Origin of the sequence: Arthrobacter sp. NPDC093128 (assembly GCF_040683875.1) — a bacterium.
GTDB lineage: Bacteria > Actinomycetota > Actinomycetes > Actinomycetales > Micrococcaceae > Arthrobacter.
The window spans coordinates 94,773-114,516 of the sequence record NZ_JBFBEY010000006.1; the positions used below are offsets into that span (position 1 = coordinate 94,773).

Consider the following 19,744-nt stretch of genomic DNA (forward strand, 5'->3'; position numbering starts at 1 on the left):
TCCAGCCTAACTCCCTGGGCCGACCCTGGAGAAACCGAAGGTCCGCACCGATGGTGCGGACCTTCGTTGTGCCCGGGACGGCGCGTCCCGGACCCGGCCAGCGTCCAGGATCGGTCAATTAGACTGGGGAACGGTCCCGGCCCGCGGACCTCCCAGCCGTCCAGAGGCCTTCCGGCCGTCCAGAGGTGATAATCGAGTGCCCAGCAGTAAATCGCGCCGCATTGCAGTCAGTATCGGTGCAGGTGTCCTGTCACTGCTGCTTGCCTCGTGCACGGGAGTGCCCGCTCCCGCGCCGGTGTCGTCCTCTGCGGTTCCGACCAGCTCGGCCCCCACCTCGCCCACGGCGACGTTTACGTTCGGCACCGCGGCCCAGCCGCTGGGACTCGATCCGGCGCTGGCATCCGACACGGAGTCCTACCGGATCACCCGCCAGGTCCTCGAAGGCCTGGTCGGGGTGGACCAGACTACCGGCCTGCCCACTCCCCTGCTCGCGACCGAGTGGGCAGAATCCAACGAGGGCAGCACATACACGTTCAAGCTCCGTGAGGGCGTCACCTTCCAGGACGGGTCACCGTTCGATGCCGCGTCGGTCTGCACCAACTTCAACCGCTGGTTCAATTTCCCGGAAAGCCTGCGGAAGCAGGCCCCCGGCACGTCTTTCAAGGGTGTCTTCAAGGCCCACGCCGACCAGGCCTCTCTGTCAATTTACAAGGGCTGCACCGCTCTCTCCGCCGGGAATGTCCGGATCGACCTCACGCAGCCCTTCACCGGTTTCCTCCAGGCGCTGACGCTGCCGGCCTTCGCCATGTCGTCCCCGAAGGCCATGGCGGAGCAGAAGGCCGACACCCTCAGCCAGACCCGCGACGGCCAGCCGGTCTCGAACTATGCACTGCATCCCGTGGGCACGGGTCCCTACAGTTTCGCGGCGTGGGAAGACTCGAGCGTCAAGCTGGTCAGCAACAAGGAATATTGGGGCGACAAGGGCCAGATCGGCACTATCAACTTCGTCACCTACGACCAGCCCCAGTCGAGGCTGCAGGCCCTCCTCGACGGGAAGATCGACGCCTACGACACCGTCACTGTGGGGAACTTCGATCAGCTGGTCAAGCGCGGAAAACAGATCATCCAGCGCGACCCCTTCTCCGTAATGTATCTCGGCATGAACCAGGAAGTGCCCATCCTGCAGAACCTCAAAGTGCGGCAGGCCATCGAAATGGCAGTGGACAAGGAAACACTGATCCGCAGGTTCTTCATCGACAACACAACGCAGGCAACCCAGTTCGTCCCGCCCAAACTCAGCGGGTTCAACAACAACGCTCCGTCCCTGGGCTACGATCCGGCCAAGGCCAAAGCGCTGTTGGAGGAAGCCGGGTACAAGGGCGAGGAACTCAAGTTCTACTACCCCCTTAATGTGACAAGGCCGTACCTCCCCACACCCGAAAAGGTCTACGCCGAGCTCAGCAGGCAACTCACCGCAGTGGGCCTGAACGTGAAGCCCGTTCCGGTGGAGTGGTCGGACGGGTACCTGCAAAAAGTGCAGTCACCGGGTGACCATGCCCTGCACCTGCTCGGCTGGAACGGCTCGTACGCCGACCCGGACAACTTCGTCGGCCCCCTGTTCGGCGAGAAGACCGGCGAATTCGGCTACCAGGATCCGCAGGTCTTTTCCAAGATCGCCCGGGCCCGGGGCCTGCCGGAGGGCGAGGATCGGACGGAGCAGTACCGCACGATCAACGCCCAGATTGCCCAGTCTGTCCCGGCCGTCCCCATCGCCTTCCCCATATCGGCCCTGGCGCTGTCCGACCGGGTGCTGAAGTACCCCGCGTCCCCGGTATTAAACGAAGTTTTCACAAAGGTCGAGCTGAAACCTTGACGGACTGAACCAATTTCAGTTAGTGGGGTGCTCGGGGATATTCTGTGACAGCCAGAGCCGCTGCTATCGGAGACTCATTGTGACTTTCATTTCCAAGACCCAACATGCCGACGTCGTCCTGATTGGCGGCGGCATTATGAGCGCCACGCTGGGTGCGTTCATCAAGCAGCTCGAACCGAACTGGACCGTCTCGCTGTTCGAGCGGCTCGACGAAGCCGGCCTGGAAAGCTCAGGCCCGTGGAACAACGCAGGAACCGGCCACGCCGCCCTGTGTGAGCTTAATTACTCTCCCGCAGCCAAAGACGGCTCGGTTGACCCCTCCAAGGCGCTGCACATCAACGAGCAGTTCCAGCTGTCCCGCCAGTTCTGGTCCCACCTGGTCAGCAACTCCCTCATCGGGTCCCCCAAGGGCTTCATCAACACGGTCCCGCACATGAGCTTCGTGATCGGAGACGCCAACGTGGACTTCCTGAAGACCCGGTATGAGGCACTGAAGCCGAACACCCTCTTCCGTTCCATGGAGTACTCCGAAGACCACGCCCAGATTTCCAAGTGGGCGCCCCTGATCGTCAAGGGCCGCGACGCCAGGCAGCGCATCGCCGCTACCCGCGCAGCCGAGGGAACCGACGTCGACTTCGGCGCACTGACCCGCGAGCTGACCACCTACCTGGGCAACAACGGCGTCGAGATCAACTACGGCCACGACGTCAACGGCATCCGCCGCGCCCCGGGCGGAGGATGGGACCTCACGCTCAAGCACAAGAAGTCCGGCGAGCACGGCAACATCCGCGCGAAGTTCGTATTCGTCGGCGCCGGCGGCGGCGCCCTCCACCTGCTGCAGGCTTCCGGAATTCCGGAGAGCAAGGGCTACGGCGGCTTCCCGGTCTCCGGCCAGTTCTTCCGCTGCACCGATGAGGCACTCTCCGGCCAGCACAGCGCCAAGGTCTACGGCCAGGCATCCGTCGGAGCCCCGCCCATGTCCGTCCCGCACCTCGACACCCGCTACGTCAACGGCAAGCGCTCCCTGCTGTTCGGACCGTACGCAGGCTTCTCCACCAACTTCCTGAAAAACGGATCGTACCTGGACCTGCCGCTGTCCATCCGCCCCAGCAACATCATCCCGATGCTGGCTGTGGCCAAGGACAACATGGACCTGACTGCCTACCTGGTCAAGGAAGTCGCCAAGCGCCACGGCGACAAGGTGGAGGCCCTTCGCGAGTACTACCCGGAAGCAAAAGACGGCGACTGGGAACTCATCACCGCCGGTCAGCGTGTTCAGATCATCAAGAAGGATCCGAAGAAGGGTGGTGTCCTGCAGTTCGGCACTGAAGTGATCGCGGCCCGCGACGGTTCCATCGGCGCGTTGCTGGGGGCGTCCCCGGGAGCGTCAACCGCTGTTCCCATCATGATCGAACTGCTCCAGAAGTCCTTCCCGAAGAACTTCCGGAGCTGGCAGTCGAAGCTCAAGGAGATGATGCCCGGCTACGGCGTCAAGCTCAACGACAACCCGGAGCTGGCCGCAAAGCTGGAGGCAGAAACTGCCAAGACCCTCCAGCTGGAGGCCGTGGACGCGCCTTCCAGCTGACGCCCTGTTCGGGTTACGGCAGGTTTCACCCCCAACCACAAGTCCGATAACCCACCAGGAGACGATGAGATGTACCGGCTGGCAAAACTTTCGCTGGCAAACAGGGCCCTGATCGCGCTGATCACCGTCTTCGCGTCGGTGTTCGGCGTGATCACCATGTCCTCGCTGAAGCAGGAACTCATCCCTTCCATCGAGTTTCCGCAGATCACGGTCATCTCGTCCATGCCCGGGGCGTCTCCGGAAGTCGTGGACAAACAGGTGAGCGGGCCCCTCGAAACCGCACTGAACGGTGTCGAGGGGCTGGAGTCGACGTCGTCCACCTCCCGCACGGGCGTCTCGCAAATCACCATGGTGTTCACATACGGGACAAACCTGGACCGTGCACGGAACCAGATCGACCGGGCCGTCTCCAACGCCAAGCGCGCGCTGCCGGATGATGTCCAGCCGCAGGCCATCGCCGGCAGCATCAGCGATTTCCCGATCGTGTTCCTGGCGGTCTCGTCCGACAAGCCGCTCAGTGAGCTGAACGCCGACCTCCAGCGCCTCAGCGTCCCCCGCCTCCAGAAGCTCGACGGCGTCAGGGGCGCCGACGTCACCGGCGGCGCCACCCAGCACATCCAGATCCTTCCCCGCCCTGAGGCCATGGCCGCCAAGGGTGCCACCGTCCAGTCCATCAGCAATGCGCTGAAGAACAACGGGGCCCTGATTCCGGCGGGCACCATCGAGGAACAGGGCAAGACGCTTTCGTTGCAGATCGGCAGCCCGGTGGACTCCCTGGACGCCGTCAAGGCCCTGCCGCTCGGCGGCGCCAAGGACGCCGCCACCATCGGCAGCGTGGCCGATGTCAGCATCAAGGACGACGTCCGGACGTCGATTACGCGGACCAACGGCAAGGAAACGCTTGCCTTGTCCGTGACGAAAAAGCCCGAAGGCGACACCGTGGCCATCTCGCACGCGGTGAAGGATTCCATCGGCCAGCTCGAAGCGGAGCTTGGATCCAACGCCAAGTTCACCCCGGTGTTCGACCAGGCCCCGTTCATCGAGAAGTCCATCAAGGACCTGACCACCGAAGGCCTGCTGGGCCTCGGGTTTGCTGTGGCAGTGATCCTGGTGTTCCTGATGTCCGTGCGGTCCACGCTGGTCACGGCCGTCTCCATACCGCTGTCCCTGCTCATCACGTTCATCGGACTGTCCGCGACCGGATACTCCCTGAACATCCTGACCCTCGGGGCCCTCACCATAGCGATCGGACGGGTGGTGGACGACTCGATTGTGGTGATCGAGAACATCAAGCGCCACCTCAGCTACGGCGAGGCCAAACTGGAGGCCATCCTCACCTCCATCCGTGAAGTGGCCGGCGCCATCACGGCATCCACCCTGACCACCGTGGCGGTCTTCCTTCCCATCGCCTTCGTCGGGGAGCTGGCCGGCGAGCTGTTCCGACCCTTCGCCCTGACGGTGACCATCGCGCTGCTTTCCTCACTGCTGGTGTCGCTCACCATCGTTCCCGTTCTGGCCTACTGGTTCCTCAAGACACCCGCCGCCGGCGCCGCACTCTCCGCCGGGGCCGCCCGGGAAGCCGCCGCCAAGGCGCATGAGGCAGAGCAGCGCAGCCGGCTGCAGCGCGGCTACCTGCCGCTCCTCAACAAGACGCAGAAGCATCCTGTGGTGACCCTCATCGCGGCGGTCCTGGTCCTCGGCGGAACGGCTGCCATGACGCCGCTGCTTGCCACCGACCTGCTGGGCAGGTCCGGTGAGAACAGCATGACGGTCCGCCAGGTCCTGCCGGCCGGAACCAGCCTGACGGACACCAGTGCGGCCGCCGTGAAGGTCGAAGAGGTGCTGCGGAGCATCGACGGTATCAGGGACGTCCAGGTCACCTCGGGCAACGCACAGACCGGCTTCACCGCGCTGACCTCCAGCGGTGCCTCGAACTCCTCGTTCACCGTTGTTACCGAGGAGAAAGCCAACCAGGCCCGGCTCCAGGAGACCGTCCGCACCGAACTGGCCAAGCTCAGCGACGCGGGCAAGATCTCCGTCGGCTCCCAGCAGGGCGGGTTCGGCACCACGTCCACCGTGGACATCACGCTCAAGGCCGCCAACTCCGCGGACCTCCGCGCTGCGAGCGATGCCATGGTCAAGGCGATGGAGGGCGTTCCCGGCAGCACGGAGGTTGCCACCAACCTGGCAGCCAGCCAACCCGTGGTGCAGGTCAAGGTGGACCGAGCCAAGGCAGTCGCCGCCGGCCTGAACGAGGAACAGGTGGCGGGCGTCCTGGCTTCCACTATCAGCCCGATTCCAGCCGGTACCGTACGGATCGACACCAATGACTTCCCGGTGCAGATCGGCGAGGGCACCCGCTTCACGAGCGTCAGCGCCGTGCGGAACATTCCGCTGCCCACGTCCGGCGGAGCCGTGACGCTGGGAAGCATTGCCTCCGTGGAGCAAGTGGACATCCCGGTTTCCATTACTGCCAGCAACGGCCAGCGCACCGCCCGCGTCTCAGTCACGCCGTCGGGCGCCAACCTCGGCGAAGTCAGCGCAGAGGTGCAGAACCGGCTCAAGGGCGTTGGGCTTCCCGCGGGAGTCACGGCAGAGATCGGCGGGGCCACCACCCAGCAGACAGAGTCATTCCAGCAGCTGGGCCTGGCCCTGCTTGCCGCCATCGCCATTGTGTACGTGATCATGGTGGCAGCCTTCAAGTCGCTCATCCAGCCGTTGATCCTCCTGGTGTCCGTGCCATTCGCGGCCACCGGGGCAATCGCGCTGCTCCTGGTAACCAGGGTGCCGCTCGGCCTGCCGTCATTGATCGGCATGCTGATGCTGGTGGGCATTGTGGTGACCAACGCAATCGTCCTGATCGACCTCATCAACCAGTACCGGCAGCCGCGGACCGGCCAGCCGGGGATGAACGTGGCCGACGCCATCACGCACGGCGCACGGCAGCGCCTCCGTCCCATCCTGATGACCGCCCTGGCCACCGTCTTCGCACTGACGCCCATGGCGCTGGGACTGACCGGCGGCGGCGGCTTCATCTCCCAGCCGCTGGCGATCGTGGTGATCGGCGGCCTGATCTCCTCAACCGCACTCACGCTGGTCCTGGTACCGGTGCTGTACCGGCTGGTGGAGGGGCGCCGGGAGAGGAAGGCCCTGCTCCGCGCGATGCACGAACGTCCTGATTTCGGGCCGGCGGTTGACGTCGACGCAGAGTTCGTCGACTGGACAACGGGGACGGTTCCCAAGGTCTCCGGCCGCCGGGCTGCCGCCGGAGAGCCCGAGTAGCATCAGCGGCTCAATCATGACACCGCCTGAAAAATAGCAGTGCCCGATGAAAAGCAGTGCCCGTGCCGCCCCGGCGGTACGGGCACTGCTGCTTTAACCGTGCGGGAATATCCTGGCGTACCGGACGTTACACTCACCGATAGATGCAAATGCATGTAAATCGGTTACACTGGAACAAGACCCGGAACAGTTCGGACAACGGAAAGGCACATCATGCAGATCGGCGTATTCAGTGTCAGTGACATCACCACTGATCCCACCACGGGGCGCACGCCCACAGAACACGAGCGCATCAAGGCGTCCGTGGCCATCGCCAAAAAAGTCGAAGAGATCGGTATGGACGTCTACGCCATCGGCGAGCACCACAACCGGCCGTTCTTCTCCTCCTCCCCCACCACCACGCTGGCCTACATCGCGGCGCAGACGGAACGCATCATCCTGTCCACTGCCACCACGCTGATCACCACCAACGACCCCGTGAAGATCGCCGAAGACTTTGCGATGCTGCAGCACCTGGCCGACGGCCGCGTGGACCTGGTCATGGGGCGCGGCAACACGGCCCCGGTCTACCCCTGGTTCGGCAAGAACATCCAGGACGGCATCGAGCTGGCCATCGAGAACTACAGCCTGTTGCGCAAACTCTGGGATGAAGACACGGTGAACTGGTCCGGCAAGCACCGCACGCCGCTGCAGAACTTCACCTCCACTCCGCGCCCGCTCGACGGCGTGGCCCCCTTCGTGTGGCACGGTTCCATCCGCACTCCGCAGATTGCGGAAGTGGCCGCGTATTACGGCGACGGATTCTTCGCCAACAACATCTTCTGGCCCAAGGAGCACTACCAGCAGCTGATCAGCCTCTACCGCGAACGCTACGAGCACTACGGCCACGGCAAGGCCGACCAGGCCATCGTGGGACTGGGCGGACAGTTCTTTATGCGCAAGAACTCCCAGGACGCCGTGAAGGAGTTCCGCCCCTACTTCGACAATGCGCCCGTCTACGGCCATGGCCCCTCATTGGAGGACTTCACGTCGCAGACACCCCTGACCGTCGGCAGCCCGCAGGAGGTCATCGAAAAGACCCTCACGTTCCGTGAGTACTTCGGGGACTACCAGCGCCAGCTCTTCCTGATTGACCACGCGGGCCTGCCGCTGAAGACCGTGCTGGAACAACTGGACCTGTTCGGCGAGGAAGTCCTGCCCGTGCTGCGCAAGGAGTACGCCGCCCTCACGCCCGCCCATGTACCGGAACCGCCCACGCATGCAGGGAGGGTGGCAGCGCGGATGGCTGCCCAGGTACAGGAAGACACCCTGAGCAAGCCGACAGTGCAGGACGCCTGATGGCCGCCCAGCCAGGCGGGTCGCCTGTCCGGCTCGCCGCCGAGACCTGGGAATCGCTGTTCCGCGCCCAGGTGGCGGTGATGCGCAGGCTGCAGTCCGGCCCTGCTTTCAAGGAACTGGCGGTCAACGAATACGACGTCCTGTTCACGCTCTCCCGCTGCCCCTCCGGCTGGCTGCGCCTGAACGAACTGAACGACAACGTGCTGCTCAGCCAGTCCAGCCTCAGCAGGCTTGTGGAGAGGCTGGAAAAGCGCGGACTGGTGGAGCGGATGCCGGCGCCCCAGGACGGCCGGGGTGTCCTGCTGAAGCTGACGGACGCCGGCCGGGACCTGCAAAAACAGATCGGGCGGGAGCACGTGCGGGACATCACCGCCCTGATTACTCCGGCGCTGACCGCCAGCGAACAGCGCGAGCTGCTGCGGCTCACCGAAAAACTGCGGGGCGCCGTGACAGGGCGATAGGAGGTACGGACCAGTGCCTCAGGTGATGGCGACAAGCTTCGTGGGATCCTCCACGGGCAAGTTGCCGTCCACCACTGCCGTCACACGAAGCTCCCTCAGGGACAGGCTTCCGCCCACGGTGGACAGGAAGGCTGTGTCCGAGGAGTCCCGGCCGGCGGTGATCCTCAGCATGCTCTCCCGCGGGGCGAGGCCGGTGGGGTCGATGACGTACCAGGCACCGTTGATGTAGGCCTCGGCCACTGCGTGGAAATCCATCGGACTAAGCCCGGGTGCATAGACGGCCACGAGCCTTGCCGGGACGTCCTTGGACCGCAGCAGGGCGATGGCCAGGTGCGCAAAGTCCCGGCACACGCCGCGGCGGTGCAGGAGCGTCTCCACCGCACCGTCGGTCCCGCGGGAGGAGCCGCTGACATAGCGGAGCTCGCTAAAGACCCAGTTGCGCACAGCATGGAGAAGCTCTTCCCCCTGGGCCCCGCCGAATTCCGCATAGGCCGTGGGGAGCAGCCGGTCGGACTCCGCGTAGCGGCTGGGCCGGACGTAGCGGATGAGCTCCATGCGGTTCGGCTCTTCCGGAACCGCCAGTCCGGAGACGGCGGCCGTGTACTCCACCGTCACCTCCGTGGGTTCAGCGAACTCCATGTAGTGGAAGCGCCCGCCATGATGGTCGGACAGTTCCGTGACGGGAACCTGGTCCGCCCCTGACGTCACCGAAAGTGTTTCAACGAGGGACGAATACCCCGGGTTCCTGGCGACGGAAACCGCCAGTGCGACTTTGGTTTCAGCTACGGTCTTGAAGACGAGCCGGGCGGCTACGCTGCGTTCCATGTATCTCCGGGGTGTGAGGTAGCGGCAGAACAGTCCCCAGTGCCGGCCGGTTGGGTTTACAGGGGGGCGGCGGGACTAACTTTTGATCTTCAGAGACATTAGCATCCGCTGGACGTTCGCGAATTCGGACCCCTCGTTGACGTACTTGGCCGCCAGGTCCAGGGTATCGAACGCCTTGGCGGGGGCCACTTTCTCGTCGGTCGCGAAGGTCTTCAGTGCGGTCAGGTCGCCGAACGAGACGTCCCCTTTGCCTTCGGGTCCGCGGACGATGTTCTGGAGGGCGCAGGCCCTGCCGTCGCCTCCTCCCACCACGTTGGTGATGCCGTAAGAGCCGAAGAACCTGTATCCCTGAATGACACGAAACACCACATACGGGGCGATAAGGCCCTCGCCCTCACGGTGCGGCAGGTCCACGGGGACGCTGCTGACCACAACATACGGCTTCCGGTCCGCCTCAGCGCACGAGGCAGCGGCCGGCGATGGCAGGCCGGTCTGCAGTGTGGCCAGGTAGTTGCCCTTGGCATCCTTGACCTCGATCTTGAGGGCGCCAGGAAGCGTCCCCTGGTCCGGCGTGACTGACTGCGCGATCCAGTCCCGGGGCAGTTCAAAGCTGACGTTCTTGGCGGAATCGGAGAAGGCCTTCCACGCCGACGCCGTCGCGTCGGGGGACGCGGATTCCGTACCCGTGGCGGAGGCTCCGGGAGTTGTTCCGGGTGCCGACCCCGACGGGGTGCCCGCCGGCGTCGCGCTTTCCGTTGCACTGCTGCCCGCCGTCCAGGCGGGTTCGCCCTTGCCGTCGCCGCTGCAGCCGGACATCACCGCGGCAACAACGATCAGCGCCGTGCCAAACCGGGCCCTGCGGGCTACTGCCTTGCCTGTCATGAGGCAAGCGTAGCCGCGCCGCCGCCGCAGCCCCTGCGTTCCGGACGGAGTGTTGTTGCATCCGCGCCCGCCGCCGCGGGCGGCGTTACTCTTGCGTGCGGGCTTTCCCGCCCGCAAAGAGGGATACGCTGGGGACATGGCGGAACAGCACTTTGACGCGGACCAGGACAGCGTGGCGGACATCTCGGCCCTGGACATTGCCGACTGGCGGGTCCGGACGTTCGCCATGTACCAGGACGTCCGCAGAATCGCCGCGGACAGCCCCGCCGAGGCTCACTCGTATTGGCGCCAGGAACGGGACCGGATGTTCGGCACCCACCCTGCCTCCGCCCTCACTGCAGCGGACAAGGCAACATTCAGCGGCCTCCGGACCGCCGACTACGACCCCATCTACCGGTTCCACGTGCCCCTGACAAAAGAGGGCGAGGGCCGCGAAATGAACGTCGAGACCGCGACCGACGGCGTTGTCAGGTTTGTGCGCCTGGGCACCTTCGACCTGCCGGAGATGGGCCAGCTGGCCGTCTGGAAGCTGCACGGTTACGGCGGCGGCATCTTCGTGCCGTTCCGGGATGCGACGGCGGGCCAGCCCGGCGGCAGCTACGGCGCCGGGCGCTACCTCCTGGACACGATCAAGGGAGCCTTCCACGGCGTCCTGGGATCCGGTCCCGACGCCGAATTCATCCTCGACTTCAACTTCGCTTACAACCCGTCCTGCGCCTACAACGAAGCGTGGGCGTGCCCGCTGGCGGGTCCGTCCAACCGGCTGGCCGTAGAGATCCCGGTGGGCGAACTTTACTGACACGCTCCCTCGCCGATAGGGAACCGTAAGAAAAACCGCGGGACGCCACGCCCGCACGGCATTTAGCCTTTGACTATGGGAAAACCCCGACGACGCACCCTCCTGGCATTCGCCTCCGCGGCTTTCCTGGTGTCGCTTGTAGCGGGCATGGGACTGTTCCAGCCATGGCGGCTGTTCACCAGCAGCTCGATCGATGAACCCCTGACGCAGCGCCCTGCTGCCACTTCACCGGCCACTTCACCGGCCGGTTCAACGCCGGCCGCTGCAATCACCGCTCCCGTCGCTACGGCACCCGCACTGCCCAATGTTCTGGCCACTGGGCCGTTCCAGTCCCAGGAACATCCCACCTCAGGCAGCGCGAGCCTGGTGCAACTGCCTGACGGTTCGCATGTGGTCAGACTCGAGAACCTTGCCAGCAGCGACGGCCCCGACGTCAAAGTGTGGCTCAGCGACCGCGAGGCAGGCGGAGACTGGTTCAAGTACCGTTCCGGCAGGTTCCTGGATCTCGGCCCAGTCAAGGCAACCCACGGCAACCAGAACTACGCGGTCCCGCCGGGAACGGACCTCAGCGGGCTGGACACCGTGGTGCTTTGGTGCGACAGGTTCAGTGTGGCATTCGGATCTGCAGCCCTCTTCTAACGGCTCAGACCTGTGCCGGCAGCTTGCGGACGACACACTGCACCCAAGCACCGGACAGGACGTAGGATGTCATGATGACCGCCATGCAAACCCGCCGAATTGCCCGAGTCCGTCCGCACTCCCCTGCCTCAGAGCGGGAACAGTTCTTCGTGGCCAATGAGGCCCAGGATTTTGCCAGCGATGCGGGAAAGGTCTGGACGGTAATTGATAGCCCGTTCCCAGGGTCCGTGGCGAACGCCGGGGCCCCTCCGCGGACAGGCTGGCAGCACGGATCCACTGTTGGCGAAGACTCATTCAGCTTCCTTGCGCCCAGCGTTCCGGCCAACGTCCTGGGCATGGCGCACAACACCGGCCAGGCGGGCCGGGACCTTCCGCCCCAGGCGTTCCACAAGGCGGCCACCAGCGTGGTGGGACCGGGCGATTCCATCGAACTCGCGCCGGGCGTGGGGCATGTGGACCCGGAAGCCGAGCTGACCATCGTCGTCGGGCGCCGGGCCCGCGGATTGACCCTGGAAAATGCACGGACAGCCGTCCTCGGCTTTACCGTTGGCAACGACGTCACGGCCCGCGAGCTCCAGAAAACGGACGACCTGTGGATCAGCGCCAAGAGCCAGGACACGTTCACGCCGGCGGGACCGTGGATCGTGACAGGCCTGGACAGCGGCGCGCTTTCCATTGGTATCGTCCACAACGGCAAGGAACTCCGGCATGCCAGCTCGGCGGACCTCGGCTGGGGCGTAGACGAAATCCTGGTCTACCTGACGTCCTTCATGACGCTGCACCCCGGCGACCTCGTCCTCACGGGATTCCCCGCCGAAAGCGCGCGGCTTCACCCCGGAGACACCGTCACGTGCCGGGTGGAGGGAATCGGCGAACTGACGAACCCGGTGAGGGCCTCAGCCTGACGGGAATCGGCGCTGGCGTATGGCAGGCTTGATGGATGGAGTCACCTGCTGCGACCGCGGCCCCACTGACGCAACAGCCCGGTCCCGGCCTCCACATGCCCGATGCCCCCGCTCCCGGAGCCGCCCTCCGGCGCCGCCCCGCCACGAAGCACTACCCGGGCATCCTCCGTTTTCCCGCAGTCCGGCAGCTCCTCCGGTTCACCGGCGTAGGCATCGTGTGCACGGTGACATCGCTTGCCCTGTATGCCCTGCTGCGGCCCTGGCTGGGACCCCAGCTGTCCAATGCCGCAGCGCTGATCATTACCTCGGTGATGAACACTGCCCTGAACCGGCGCCTCACGTTCAAGATCGCCGGACGCGGAAAAATCGCCAGGGACCATCTCAGCGGACTGGTTGTCATCGTGATTGCGCTGGTGATCACGGGCGGCAGCCTTGGCGTGCTGCACTGGCTCAATCCCGACGCCACGATGTCAGACGAGCTGTGGACCACCACGCTGTCCGGGTTCCTGGCCACCGCCGTGCGGTTTGCCCTGTTGCGGCACTGGATTTTCCGCCGCGCGCGGCACCGCTGACGCCTTACCCCTAACTCCTAGCGAGGTGACGCCTAGCGGATGCCGAGCGCCAGCACGCTGCCGACGGCGTTACGAACGGCTGCTGCCGCTTCCTGCAGTTCCGCCGCCGTCACCGTGGCATCAAAGCTGAACCGGACGGCCGTCTGGGCGACTTCGGCCGGAATGCCCATCGCCAGCAGCACCGGCGAGGCAGCGTCGGATCCGGCCGCGCAGGCCGACCCGCTGGAGCAGACCACCCCCTGCCGTTCCAGCTCAAGGAGCACCGACTCTCCGCTGGTTCCGGGGAAACAGAACGAAGCCACCGACGGCAGCCGGTTCACGGGGTGACCCGTCAGGTGTGCGCCGGGAACGCCGGCCAGGACCTCCCGGATGAAGTCGTCCCGCAGGGCGGCAACCTGCGCAGGCAGGCCCAGGTCGGGGCGGACCAGCGACAGTGCGGTCGCCAAGGCCACGGCACCGGCAACATTCTCGGTCCCGGAGCGGCGGCCGCGTTCCTGCCCGCCGCCATGGATAAGCGGTTCAAGCCGGGTGCGGCTCCGTACGAACAGCGCCCCGTTGCCTTTCGGTGCGCCCAGTTTGTGCCCGGAGATGCTCATGGCGTCCACACCCAGCAGTTTCGTGTCCAGCGGGAGCCAGCCCGCGGCCTGGACCGCGTCGGTGTGGAATGGAATGCCGTGTTCACGGCTGAGGGCCGCGAGCTGCCGGACCGGCTGGACCGTTCCCACTTCGTTGTTCGCGTACATGATGCTGACCAGCGCGGTCTCCGGCCGGAGCACGGCGGCGAGGGCCTCCGGCGTGACCTGCCCGAAGCCGTCCACGGGGACGACATCAACGGCAAAACCGTGGAACCGTTCGAGGTACCGCGCCGATTCCTCCACCGCAGGATGTTCGACGGCGCTGATCACCACACGGTTGAGGGTCGGGTCGGCTGCCTGCCTGGCCAGGGCAATGCCCTTGACGGCGAGATTGTCCGCCTCCGTGCCGCCGGACGTGAAGGTGATTTCTGCCGGCCGGCAGTTCAGCACCTTGGCGGCACCCGTCCGCGCGCCGGCGAGCGCCGCCGCGGCGGACTCGCCGAGCGAGTGATGGCTCGACGGGTTCCCGAAGTCGCCGGTGAGGTAGGGCCACATGGCTTCCAGCACCTCGCGGCGGACCGGCGTGGTGGCCGCTGCGTCCAGGAAAATCATGGCGGTTCAGCCCACCGTCAGCTCGACGTCCAGGCCCAGGTCGAGGGCGATGACGCTGTGAGTGAGGCCGCCGATGGAGATGACGTCCACGCCGGTGCCGGCAATGGCAGCCACTGTTTGGAGGTTGACGTTGCCGCTGGCCTCCACCCGGGCCCGTCCGCCGACCAGGGCCACACCGGCAGCCAGTTCCTCGAGCGTGAAGTTGTCCAGCATGATGGTGTCCACCCCGGCAGCGAGGACCGGCTCCACCTGGTCCATCCGGTCAACCTCAACCTCGAAGTGGGTGGTGTGGCCGAGCTGGGCCCTGGCCGCCCTGAGTACCGCTGTGAGTTTCGCCGGGTCCCCTCCGGTGATGACCGCGAGGTGGTTGTCCTTGGCCAGCACTGCGTCCGACAGGCTGAAGCGGTGGTTGGCACCGCCTCCGCAGCGAACGGCGTAACGCTCCAGCACGCGCAGGCCCGGCGTCGTCTTCCGTGTGTCCGTGATCCTGGCCTTGGTCCCCTGGACGAGGTCCACGAATTCGGCGGTCTTGGTGGCGATGGCACTCATCCGCTGAACAAGGTTCAGTCCTACGCGTTCCGCCAGCAGGACTGCCCGGGCGTTGCCGGTGACCCTGGCCAGCGGCGTGTCGGCGCGGAACCTTTCGCCGTCCGCCACGAGCAGCTCGACGACGGCGTCCGGGTCCGTGAGTTTCATGGCGGCGGCGAACACGGTTCCCCCGCTCAGGACACCCGGGACACGGGCGTTGAGCACCGCCGTCGCGCGTGCTTCCGCCGGGATGAGGACCTGGGAGGTGATGTCACCGTACGGAGCATCCTCGGCGAGCGCAGCCCGCAGCACACCCAGCACGGCGGCTTCGGGAAGGCTGCCGGTGAGCTCAACGGCCGTCAGGGCCGGCGTTTCCGGGGCGGTGGTGGTCATGAGGAAATCCTTTGCATGGAATGGGTAGGGGCTGACGCGTGGTGCGTATCGGCCCGGTAATGTGCGCCCACGGATACCGTCCGGTTCCGGGCGGCGTCCACAAGCAGCCGGGCAGCCAGCAGCAGGTTGCGGTCCTCGTACTCCCGCGGGTCGGGCCCTTCAGCCACGATCTCAGGGCGGACGACGGCGGCCCAGGCAGAAAGCGCAGCCTCCGCCTCACGGAGCCCCTCGCCACTGCGCAACACCCCGGCATGCGCGGTCATCAACCGCCCCAGGGCGTCACGGGAAAACGGCCCGGGATCAGGCACAGAATTAACAACACCTTCGGGCACCTCCGCTGAGGCTACTTCCGCCCAACCGAAGTCGCGCTGTCCGCCGTCGTTTGAGGGTGTTCCGGAAGCGTGCGTCAAGGGGAGGCCGCCCGCGGCCGAGACAGCACGCGGAGGAACGGCGTCGGACGACGCCCCAACCGACGAATCAGCACCAAGGAAAGACTCAACGGCGCGGCGGCCGAATACCAATCCTTCGAGCAGCGAATTGCTGGCAAGCCTGTTGGCGCCCTGGGCGCCGGTACAGGCCACCTCGCCTGCTGCGTACAGGCCCGGGACGGAGGTTCGTCCGGCCAGGTCGGTGGACACCCCGCCCATCCAGTAATGGGCTGCCGGGGACACTGGGAGCGGTTCGGCGGTCCAGTCGTAGCCTGCCGCCCGCGTGGCGGCATTGATGGTGGGAAAGCGCCGTGCCAGGAAGCCGGAACCTCTGGCAGCCTCTATACCCCTGGCGTCCAGGAACACCGGGCTGTCCGCGGGAGCCCGGGTGCGGGCAAGGTGCAGCGCGATGCTGCGGGAGACGACATCGCGCGGTGCAAGCTCGGCGTCGGGATGATAGTCCGGCATGAAGCGGTGGCCGTCGGCGTCGAGGAGTACCGCGCCTTCGCCGCGGACAGCTTCGGAAACCAGCAGCGGCGGAGGCCCTCCTGCCGTCTCGCGCATGGCCATGGTGGTGGGGTGGAACTGGAAGAATTCAAGGTCACCCACCGCGGCGCCTGCACGCCAGGCGAGCGCCAGTCCGTCCGCCGTGGCAACGGCGGGGTTGCTGGTGCGTGCAAAGATCCTGCCGGCGCCGCCGGTGGCGAGCAGCACGCCCGCGGCCTGCAGGCTCTTGAGTTCGCCGTTCTGAAGGTACTCAACCCCGGTCACCCGGCCGCCCGCCGTCGTCAGCTCCGTGACGAACGCGCCGGTTTCCAACCGCAGCCGGCCGGACACGGCGCGTTCCAGGACGGCCGCGATCAGGCCGCGGGCAATACGGGCGCCGGTGGCATCCCCGCCGGCGTGCAGGATGCGCGGCGCTGAATGGGCAGCCTCCAGCCCCAGCGCGGTGTCCCCCTGCGCATCGGCGTCGAAGGTGACTCCGTACCGCCGCAGCCCCGCGATGTCCTGTGCTGCTTCCGTGCAGAGGATCCGCACGGCTTCCCTGTTGTTCAGTCCGGCGCCGGCTGCCAGCGTGTCTGCGATATGGGCCTCCACGGAGTCGCCGGGGGCGGCCTCGCCGGGTTCCAGCACGGCGGACACGCCGCCCTGTGCGTAGAACGTGTTGCTGTGTTCCAGCTGCCCCTTGCTCAGCAGGACCACCTCCGCCGCGGCGCCTTCGTCGGCGTCGGCCGCCAGCAGCGCCGCGTACAGCCCCGCGATGCCGCTGCCCACCACCACGAGTCGGCGCGGCGCGGTGCCGCCGTTGCGGGTCGCACCGCCGTCGGCCGCAGCCGGGCGGGCCACACCGGGCCTGGTCACGGCCGCGCCGCCAGCATCCGCTCGAGGGCCACCCGCGCCGGAGCGGCAACCTCGTGATCCACGGTGATGCGGTTCAGGGTTTCGCCGTTGACCAGCCCCTCCAGCACCCAGGCGAGGTACCCCGGGTGGATCCGGTACATGGTGGAGCACGGGCAGATCACCGGGTCCAGGCAGAAGATGGTGTGCTGGGGGTACTCCGCTGCCAGCCGGTTGACCATGTTGATCTCGGTGCCGATGGCAAACGTGGTGGGTTCCGTGGCGGCGGCGATGGCCTTCTTGATGAAGTCGGTGGATCCGGCGGAATCGGCGGCGTCCACAACTTCCATGGGGCATTCAGGGTGGACGATCACGTTGACGCCCGGGAAGTCGGCGCGGGCCTTCTCGATCTGGGCCACGTTGAAGCGCTTGTGCACCGAGCAGAAGCCGTGCCAGAGGATCACGCGGGAATCGAGCAGGGTCTGTTCGTCGTTGCCGCCGAGGTCCTTGCGCGGGTTCCACATGGGCATCTGCTCCATCGGCACGCCCATGGCTTTGGCCGTGTTGCGGCCCAGGTGCTGGTCGGGGAAGAACAGGACCCGCTGGCCGCGCTGGAAGGCCCATTCAAGGACGGTGGCGGCGTTGGAGGACGTGCAGACGATGCCGCCGTGCTCCCCGCAGAAGCCCTTGAGGGCGGCGGAGGAGTTCATGTAGGTGACAGGGATGACCGGAACCCGGCCGTCGGCGTCGGGCTCGGTGCCGTAGAGCTCCTCCAGCTGCTCCCAGCATTCGGTCACGGAATCGATGTCTGCCATGTCCGCCATCGAGCAGCCGGCGGCGAGGTTCGGCAGGATGACGGCCTGGTCGGGCTTGGACAGGATGTCCGCGGTTTCCGCCATGAAGTGCACGCCGCAGAAGATGATGGCCTCGGCGTCCGGTTTGGTCAGTGCGGCATTGGCCAGCTGGAACGAGTCGCCGACGAAGTCGGCGTACTCAATGACCTCGTCCCGCTGGTAGAAGTGGCCGAGGATGACGGCTTTGTCCCCCAATGTGGCCTTCGCCGCCCGGATGCGTGCGTCCAGTTCGGCGTCGCTGGCCTTTTTGTATTCCTCGGGCAGCTGGCCCTGGCGCGGCGTCGCGGCAGGGGCAACATCGGTGCTCGAGGCACCCGGGCCGTATGCGGGCACACCGGCGAGGGCCTCGGCAAGATCGTAGTCCCATGGTCCGCGGGCCAGTGCCGGGCTGCAGGTGGCGGCGGCTCCGGTCGCCAGACCCAGAGCTTTCTGTTCGGCCTGTTCGCGAGTGATCAACTGGATTGCTGTGTTGACGCTGCTCATGGTGTGCTCCTGTTATCTGGGTCAAGGCCGGGGCGGCCGGTAAAGCGGTAGAGGCGGGGCGGGCGGTGTTTGCCGCCCTGCAGGTATTCGCCGGTTTCTTCGATCTCCGGCGTGGACTTGAGCTGCCGGCGGAAATTGGCGGGGTCCAGTTCGCGGTCCAGGACCGCTTCGTAGACCTCCCGGACCTGGGCGAGGGTGAAGTACTCCCCCAGCAGGTGGTAGGCAACGGAGCCGTAGGCCAGCTTGTTCCGCAGGCGCCAGAGGGCGTAGTCCACGATCGCGTTGTGGTCGAACGCCAGGTCTCCCAGACGGTCCGCACGGAACCACTTGACGTTTTCGGACTCATCGGCGAGCGCTGCTTCCGTAGGCTGCACCAGGGCCCAGTACACGATGGACACCACGCGCTGCGTCGGAGAACGGTGGAGCCCGCCGAAGGCGTAAAGCTGCTCCAGGTAGCTGGGCGCCAGGCCGGTGGTTTCCCGCAGGTTCCGCGACGCCGCGTCCTGCAGGGATTCGGCGTGGGTCAGCGGGCCTCCGGGCAGTGCCCACAGTCCCTTGAACGGCTCACGGATCCGGCGCACCAACGGGATCCACAGGGTGGGGCGGCCGGACTTCTCGCTGGGGCGGAGGGCGAAGATCACCGTGGAAATGGCCAGCGACGGCGGTGCGGCCTGCCGCTCGGCAACATTGGCAGAGCTCGTATACACGGCGGTTCACCCCGCTTTCCTCGCGCCCGGCGGCGCCTATGTGCTTCGTCGGGCGCGCCCATCCGTCGGGGCGCCCTCGGTAGTTATAGTCAAACTGACTAGAACTAATGGTACGACTGCCGGGCCCGTAGGCAAAATGTTTCAGGTCACATTGCGGCGGCGGCTTCGAGCAGCGGCAGCGTCCGGCCCTCGAAGTGCGTGTTCAGGACAATCACGGACGAGGACCTCAACACCGTCCTGGTGGCGATCATGGCATCCAGGACGCGCTGCAGGTCGGGGTTGGACCTGGCCGCGATCCTGGCCATCAGGTCCGAACTGCCGGACACGGTATGGATCTCGATCAGTTCGGGGATTCGGGCCAACGCTTCGACCACCGCATCATGCCCCAGGTCCTGGTTGATGGTGAGGGAACAGAACGCCACCACCGGGTAGCCGAAGTGGGCCGGATCCGGCTGGGGCACCCACGACCCGATGACCCTGCCCGCGGTCATCCGGTCCAGCCGCGACTGGACGGTGGCACGGGCGATCTTCAAAACACGCGAGGCTTCAAGCACCGAGGCCCTGGGCGAATCCGTGAAGAACCGGACAATTTTGGCGTCCACCGCGTCCACATTCATCGAATTTCCTTCCAACCTGGCCGGCCAGGTCACAAATCATCGAATAAA

17 protein-coding genes are annotated in these 19,744 nt (G+C 66.1%); 9 read left to right on the plus strand and 8 right to left on the minus strand.

All coding sequences use genetic code 11. The features are described 5' to 3' along the window. Positions 1-196 precede the first annotated feature (196 nt). From AB0N24_RS08990 to AB0N24_RS09010, 5 genes are all read left to right on the plus strand, one after another. Positions 197-1,873: an ABC transporter substrate-binding protein gene (locus AB0N24_RS08990; RefSeq protein ID WP_364122999.1), complete on the plus strand. Its 1,677-nt coding sequence runs from the start codon at positions 197-199 to the stop codon at positions 1,871-1,873. A 79-nt stretch (positions 1,874-1,952) separates the two neighbouring features. Further along, positions 1,953-3,458 (plus strand): malate:quinone oxidoreductase, encoded by a 1,506-nt coding sequence (locus tag AB0N24_RS08995; protein WP_364123001.1) that lies wholly within the window; start codon positions 1,953-1,955, stop codon positions 3,456-3,458. A 69-nt stretch (positions 3,459-3,527) separates the two neighbouring features. Continuing rightward, entirely contained in the window at positions 3,528-6,740 is a 3,213-nt protein-coding gene (locus tag AB0N24_RS09000) for an efflux RND transporter permease subunit (protein ID WP_364123003.1), read from the plus strand. A gap of 213 nt (positions 6,741-6,953) precedes the next feature. Continuing rightward, positions 6,954-8,078 (plus strand): LLM class flavin-dependent oxidoreductase, encoded by a 1,125-nt coding sequence (locus tag AB0N24_RS09005; protein ID WP_364123005.1) that lies wholly within the window; start codon positions 6,954-6,956, stop codon positions 8,076-8,078. Beyond that, the gene (locus AB0N24_RS09010) at positions 8,078-8,539 is read left to right on the plus strand and encodes a MarR family winged helix-turn-helix transcriptional regulator (protein ID WP_364123007.1); all 462 of its coding nucleotides are present in this window, start codon (positions 8,078-8,080) and stop codon (positions 8,537-8,539) included. Before AB0N24_RS09005 ends, AB0N24_RS09010 begins: the two co-directional genes overlap by 1 nt. Positions 8,540-8,557: 18 nt before the next feature. Here AB0N24_RS09010 and AB0N24_RS09015 read toward each other — a convergent pair whose 3' ends face one another. Continuing rightward, positions 8,558-9,364: a transglutaminase family protein gene (locus tag AB0N24_RS09015; RefSeq protein ID WP_364123009.1), complete on the minus strand. Its 807-nt coding sequence runs from the start codon at positions 9,362-9,364 to the stop codon at positions 8,558-8,560. 75 nt (positions 9,365-9,439) lie between these two features. Beyond that, positions 9,440-10,246 (minus strand): hypothetical protein, encoded by an 807-nt coding sequence (locus AB0N24_RS09020; protein ID WP_364123011.1) that lies wholly within the window; start codon positions 10,244-10,246, stop codon positions 9,440-9,442. 136 nt (positions 10,247-10,382) lie between these two features. On the opposite strand from AB0N24_RS09020, the gene AB0N24_RS09025 reads away from it, so the two are divergent. From AB0N24_RS09025 to AB0N24_RS09040, 4 genes are all read left to right on the plus strand, one after another. After that, positions 10,383-11,045: a DUF1684 domain-containing protein gene (locus tag AB0N24_RS09025; RefSeq protein WP_214952879.1), complete on the plus strand. Its 663-nt coding sequence runs from the start codon at positions 10,383-10,385 to the stop codon at positions 11,043-11,045. Positions 11,046-11,120: 75 nt separating this feature from the next. Further along, positions 11,121-11,684, plus strand: coding sequence for a DM13 domain-containing protein (locus AB0N24_RS09030; protein WP_364123013.1), 564 nt, complete (start codon positions 11,121-11,123; stop codon positions 11,682-11,684). Positions 11,685-11,758: 74 nt separating this feature from the next. Beyond that, positions 11,759-12,589 (plus strand): fumarylacetoacetate hydrolase family protein, encoded by an 831-nt coding sequence (locus AB0N24_RS09035; RefSeq protein ID WP_364123015.1) that lies wholly within the window; start codon positions 11,759-11,761, stop codon positions 12,587-12,589. Between the two features lie 35 nt (positions 12,590-12,624). Beyond that, the gene (locus tag AB0N24_RS09040) at positions 12,625-13,161 is read left to right on the plus strand and encodes a GtrA family protein (protein ID WP_364123017.1); all 537 of its coding nucleotides are present in this window, start codon (positions 12,625-12,627) and stop codon (positions 13,159-13,161) included. 32 nt (positions 13,162-13,193) lie between these two features. Here the strand turns inward: AB0N24_RS09040 and AB0N24_RS09045 are convergent, their stop codons facing one another. From AB0N24_RS09045 to AB0N24_RS09070, 6 genes are all read right to left on the minus strand, one after another. Next, on the minus strand, positions 13,194-14,348 hold the full coding sequence (locus AB0N24_RS09045) for a cysteine desulfurase family protein (RefSeq protein WP_364123019.1): 1,155 nt from the start codon (positions 14,346-14,348) through the stop codon (positions 13,194-13,196). Positions 14,349-14,354: 6 nt separating this feature from the next. Then, entirely contained in the window at positions 14,355-15,269 is a 915-nt protein-coding gene (gene nadC, locus AB0N24_RS09050; protein WP_364123021.1) for a carboxylating nicotinate-nucleotide diphosphorylase, read from the minus strand. Further along, positions 15,266-16,978 carry an FAD-binding protein gene (locus tag AB0N24_RS09055; RefSeq protein WP_364123224.1) on the minus strand — a complete coding sequence of 571 codons (1,713 nt, stop codon included), beginning with the start codon at positions 16,976-16,978 and terminating at the stop codon, positions 15,266-15,268. Before AB0N24_RS09055 ends, nadC begins: the two co-directional genes overlap by 4 nt. A gap of 77 nt (positions 16,979-17,055) precedes the next feature. Continuing rightward, a complete protein-coding gene (gene nadA, locus AB0N24_RS09060; protein ID WP_364123023.1) occupies positions 17,056-18,372 on the minus strand; it encodes a quinolinate synthase NadA in 1,317 nt (438 codons plus the stop codon). Then, positions 18,369-19,079: an NUDIX domain-containing protein gene (locus tag AB0N24_RS09065; protein WP_364123025.1), complete on the minus strand. Its 711-nt coding sequence runs from the start codon at positions 19,077-19,079 to the stop codon at positions 18,369-18,371. Before AB0N24_RS09065 ends, nadA begins: the two co-directional genes overlap by 4 nt. 146 nt (positions 19,080-19,225) lie before the next feature. Further along, the gene (locus AB0N24_RS09070) at positions 19,226-19,696 is read right to left on the minus strand and encodes an Lrp/AsnC family transcriptional regulator (RefSeq protein WP_364123027.1); all 471 of its coding nucleotides are present in this window, start codon (positions 19,694-19,696) and stop codon (positions 19,226-19,228) included. Positions 19,697-19,744: the final 48 nt, after the last annotated feature.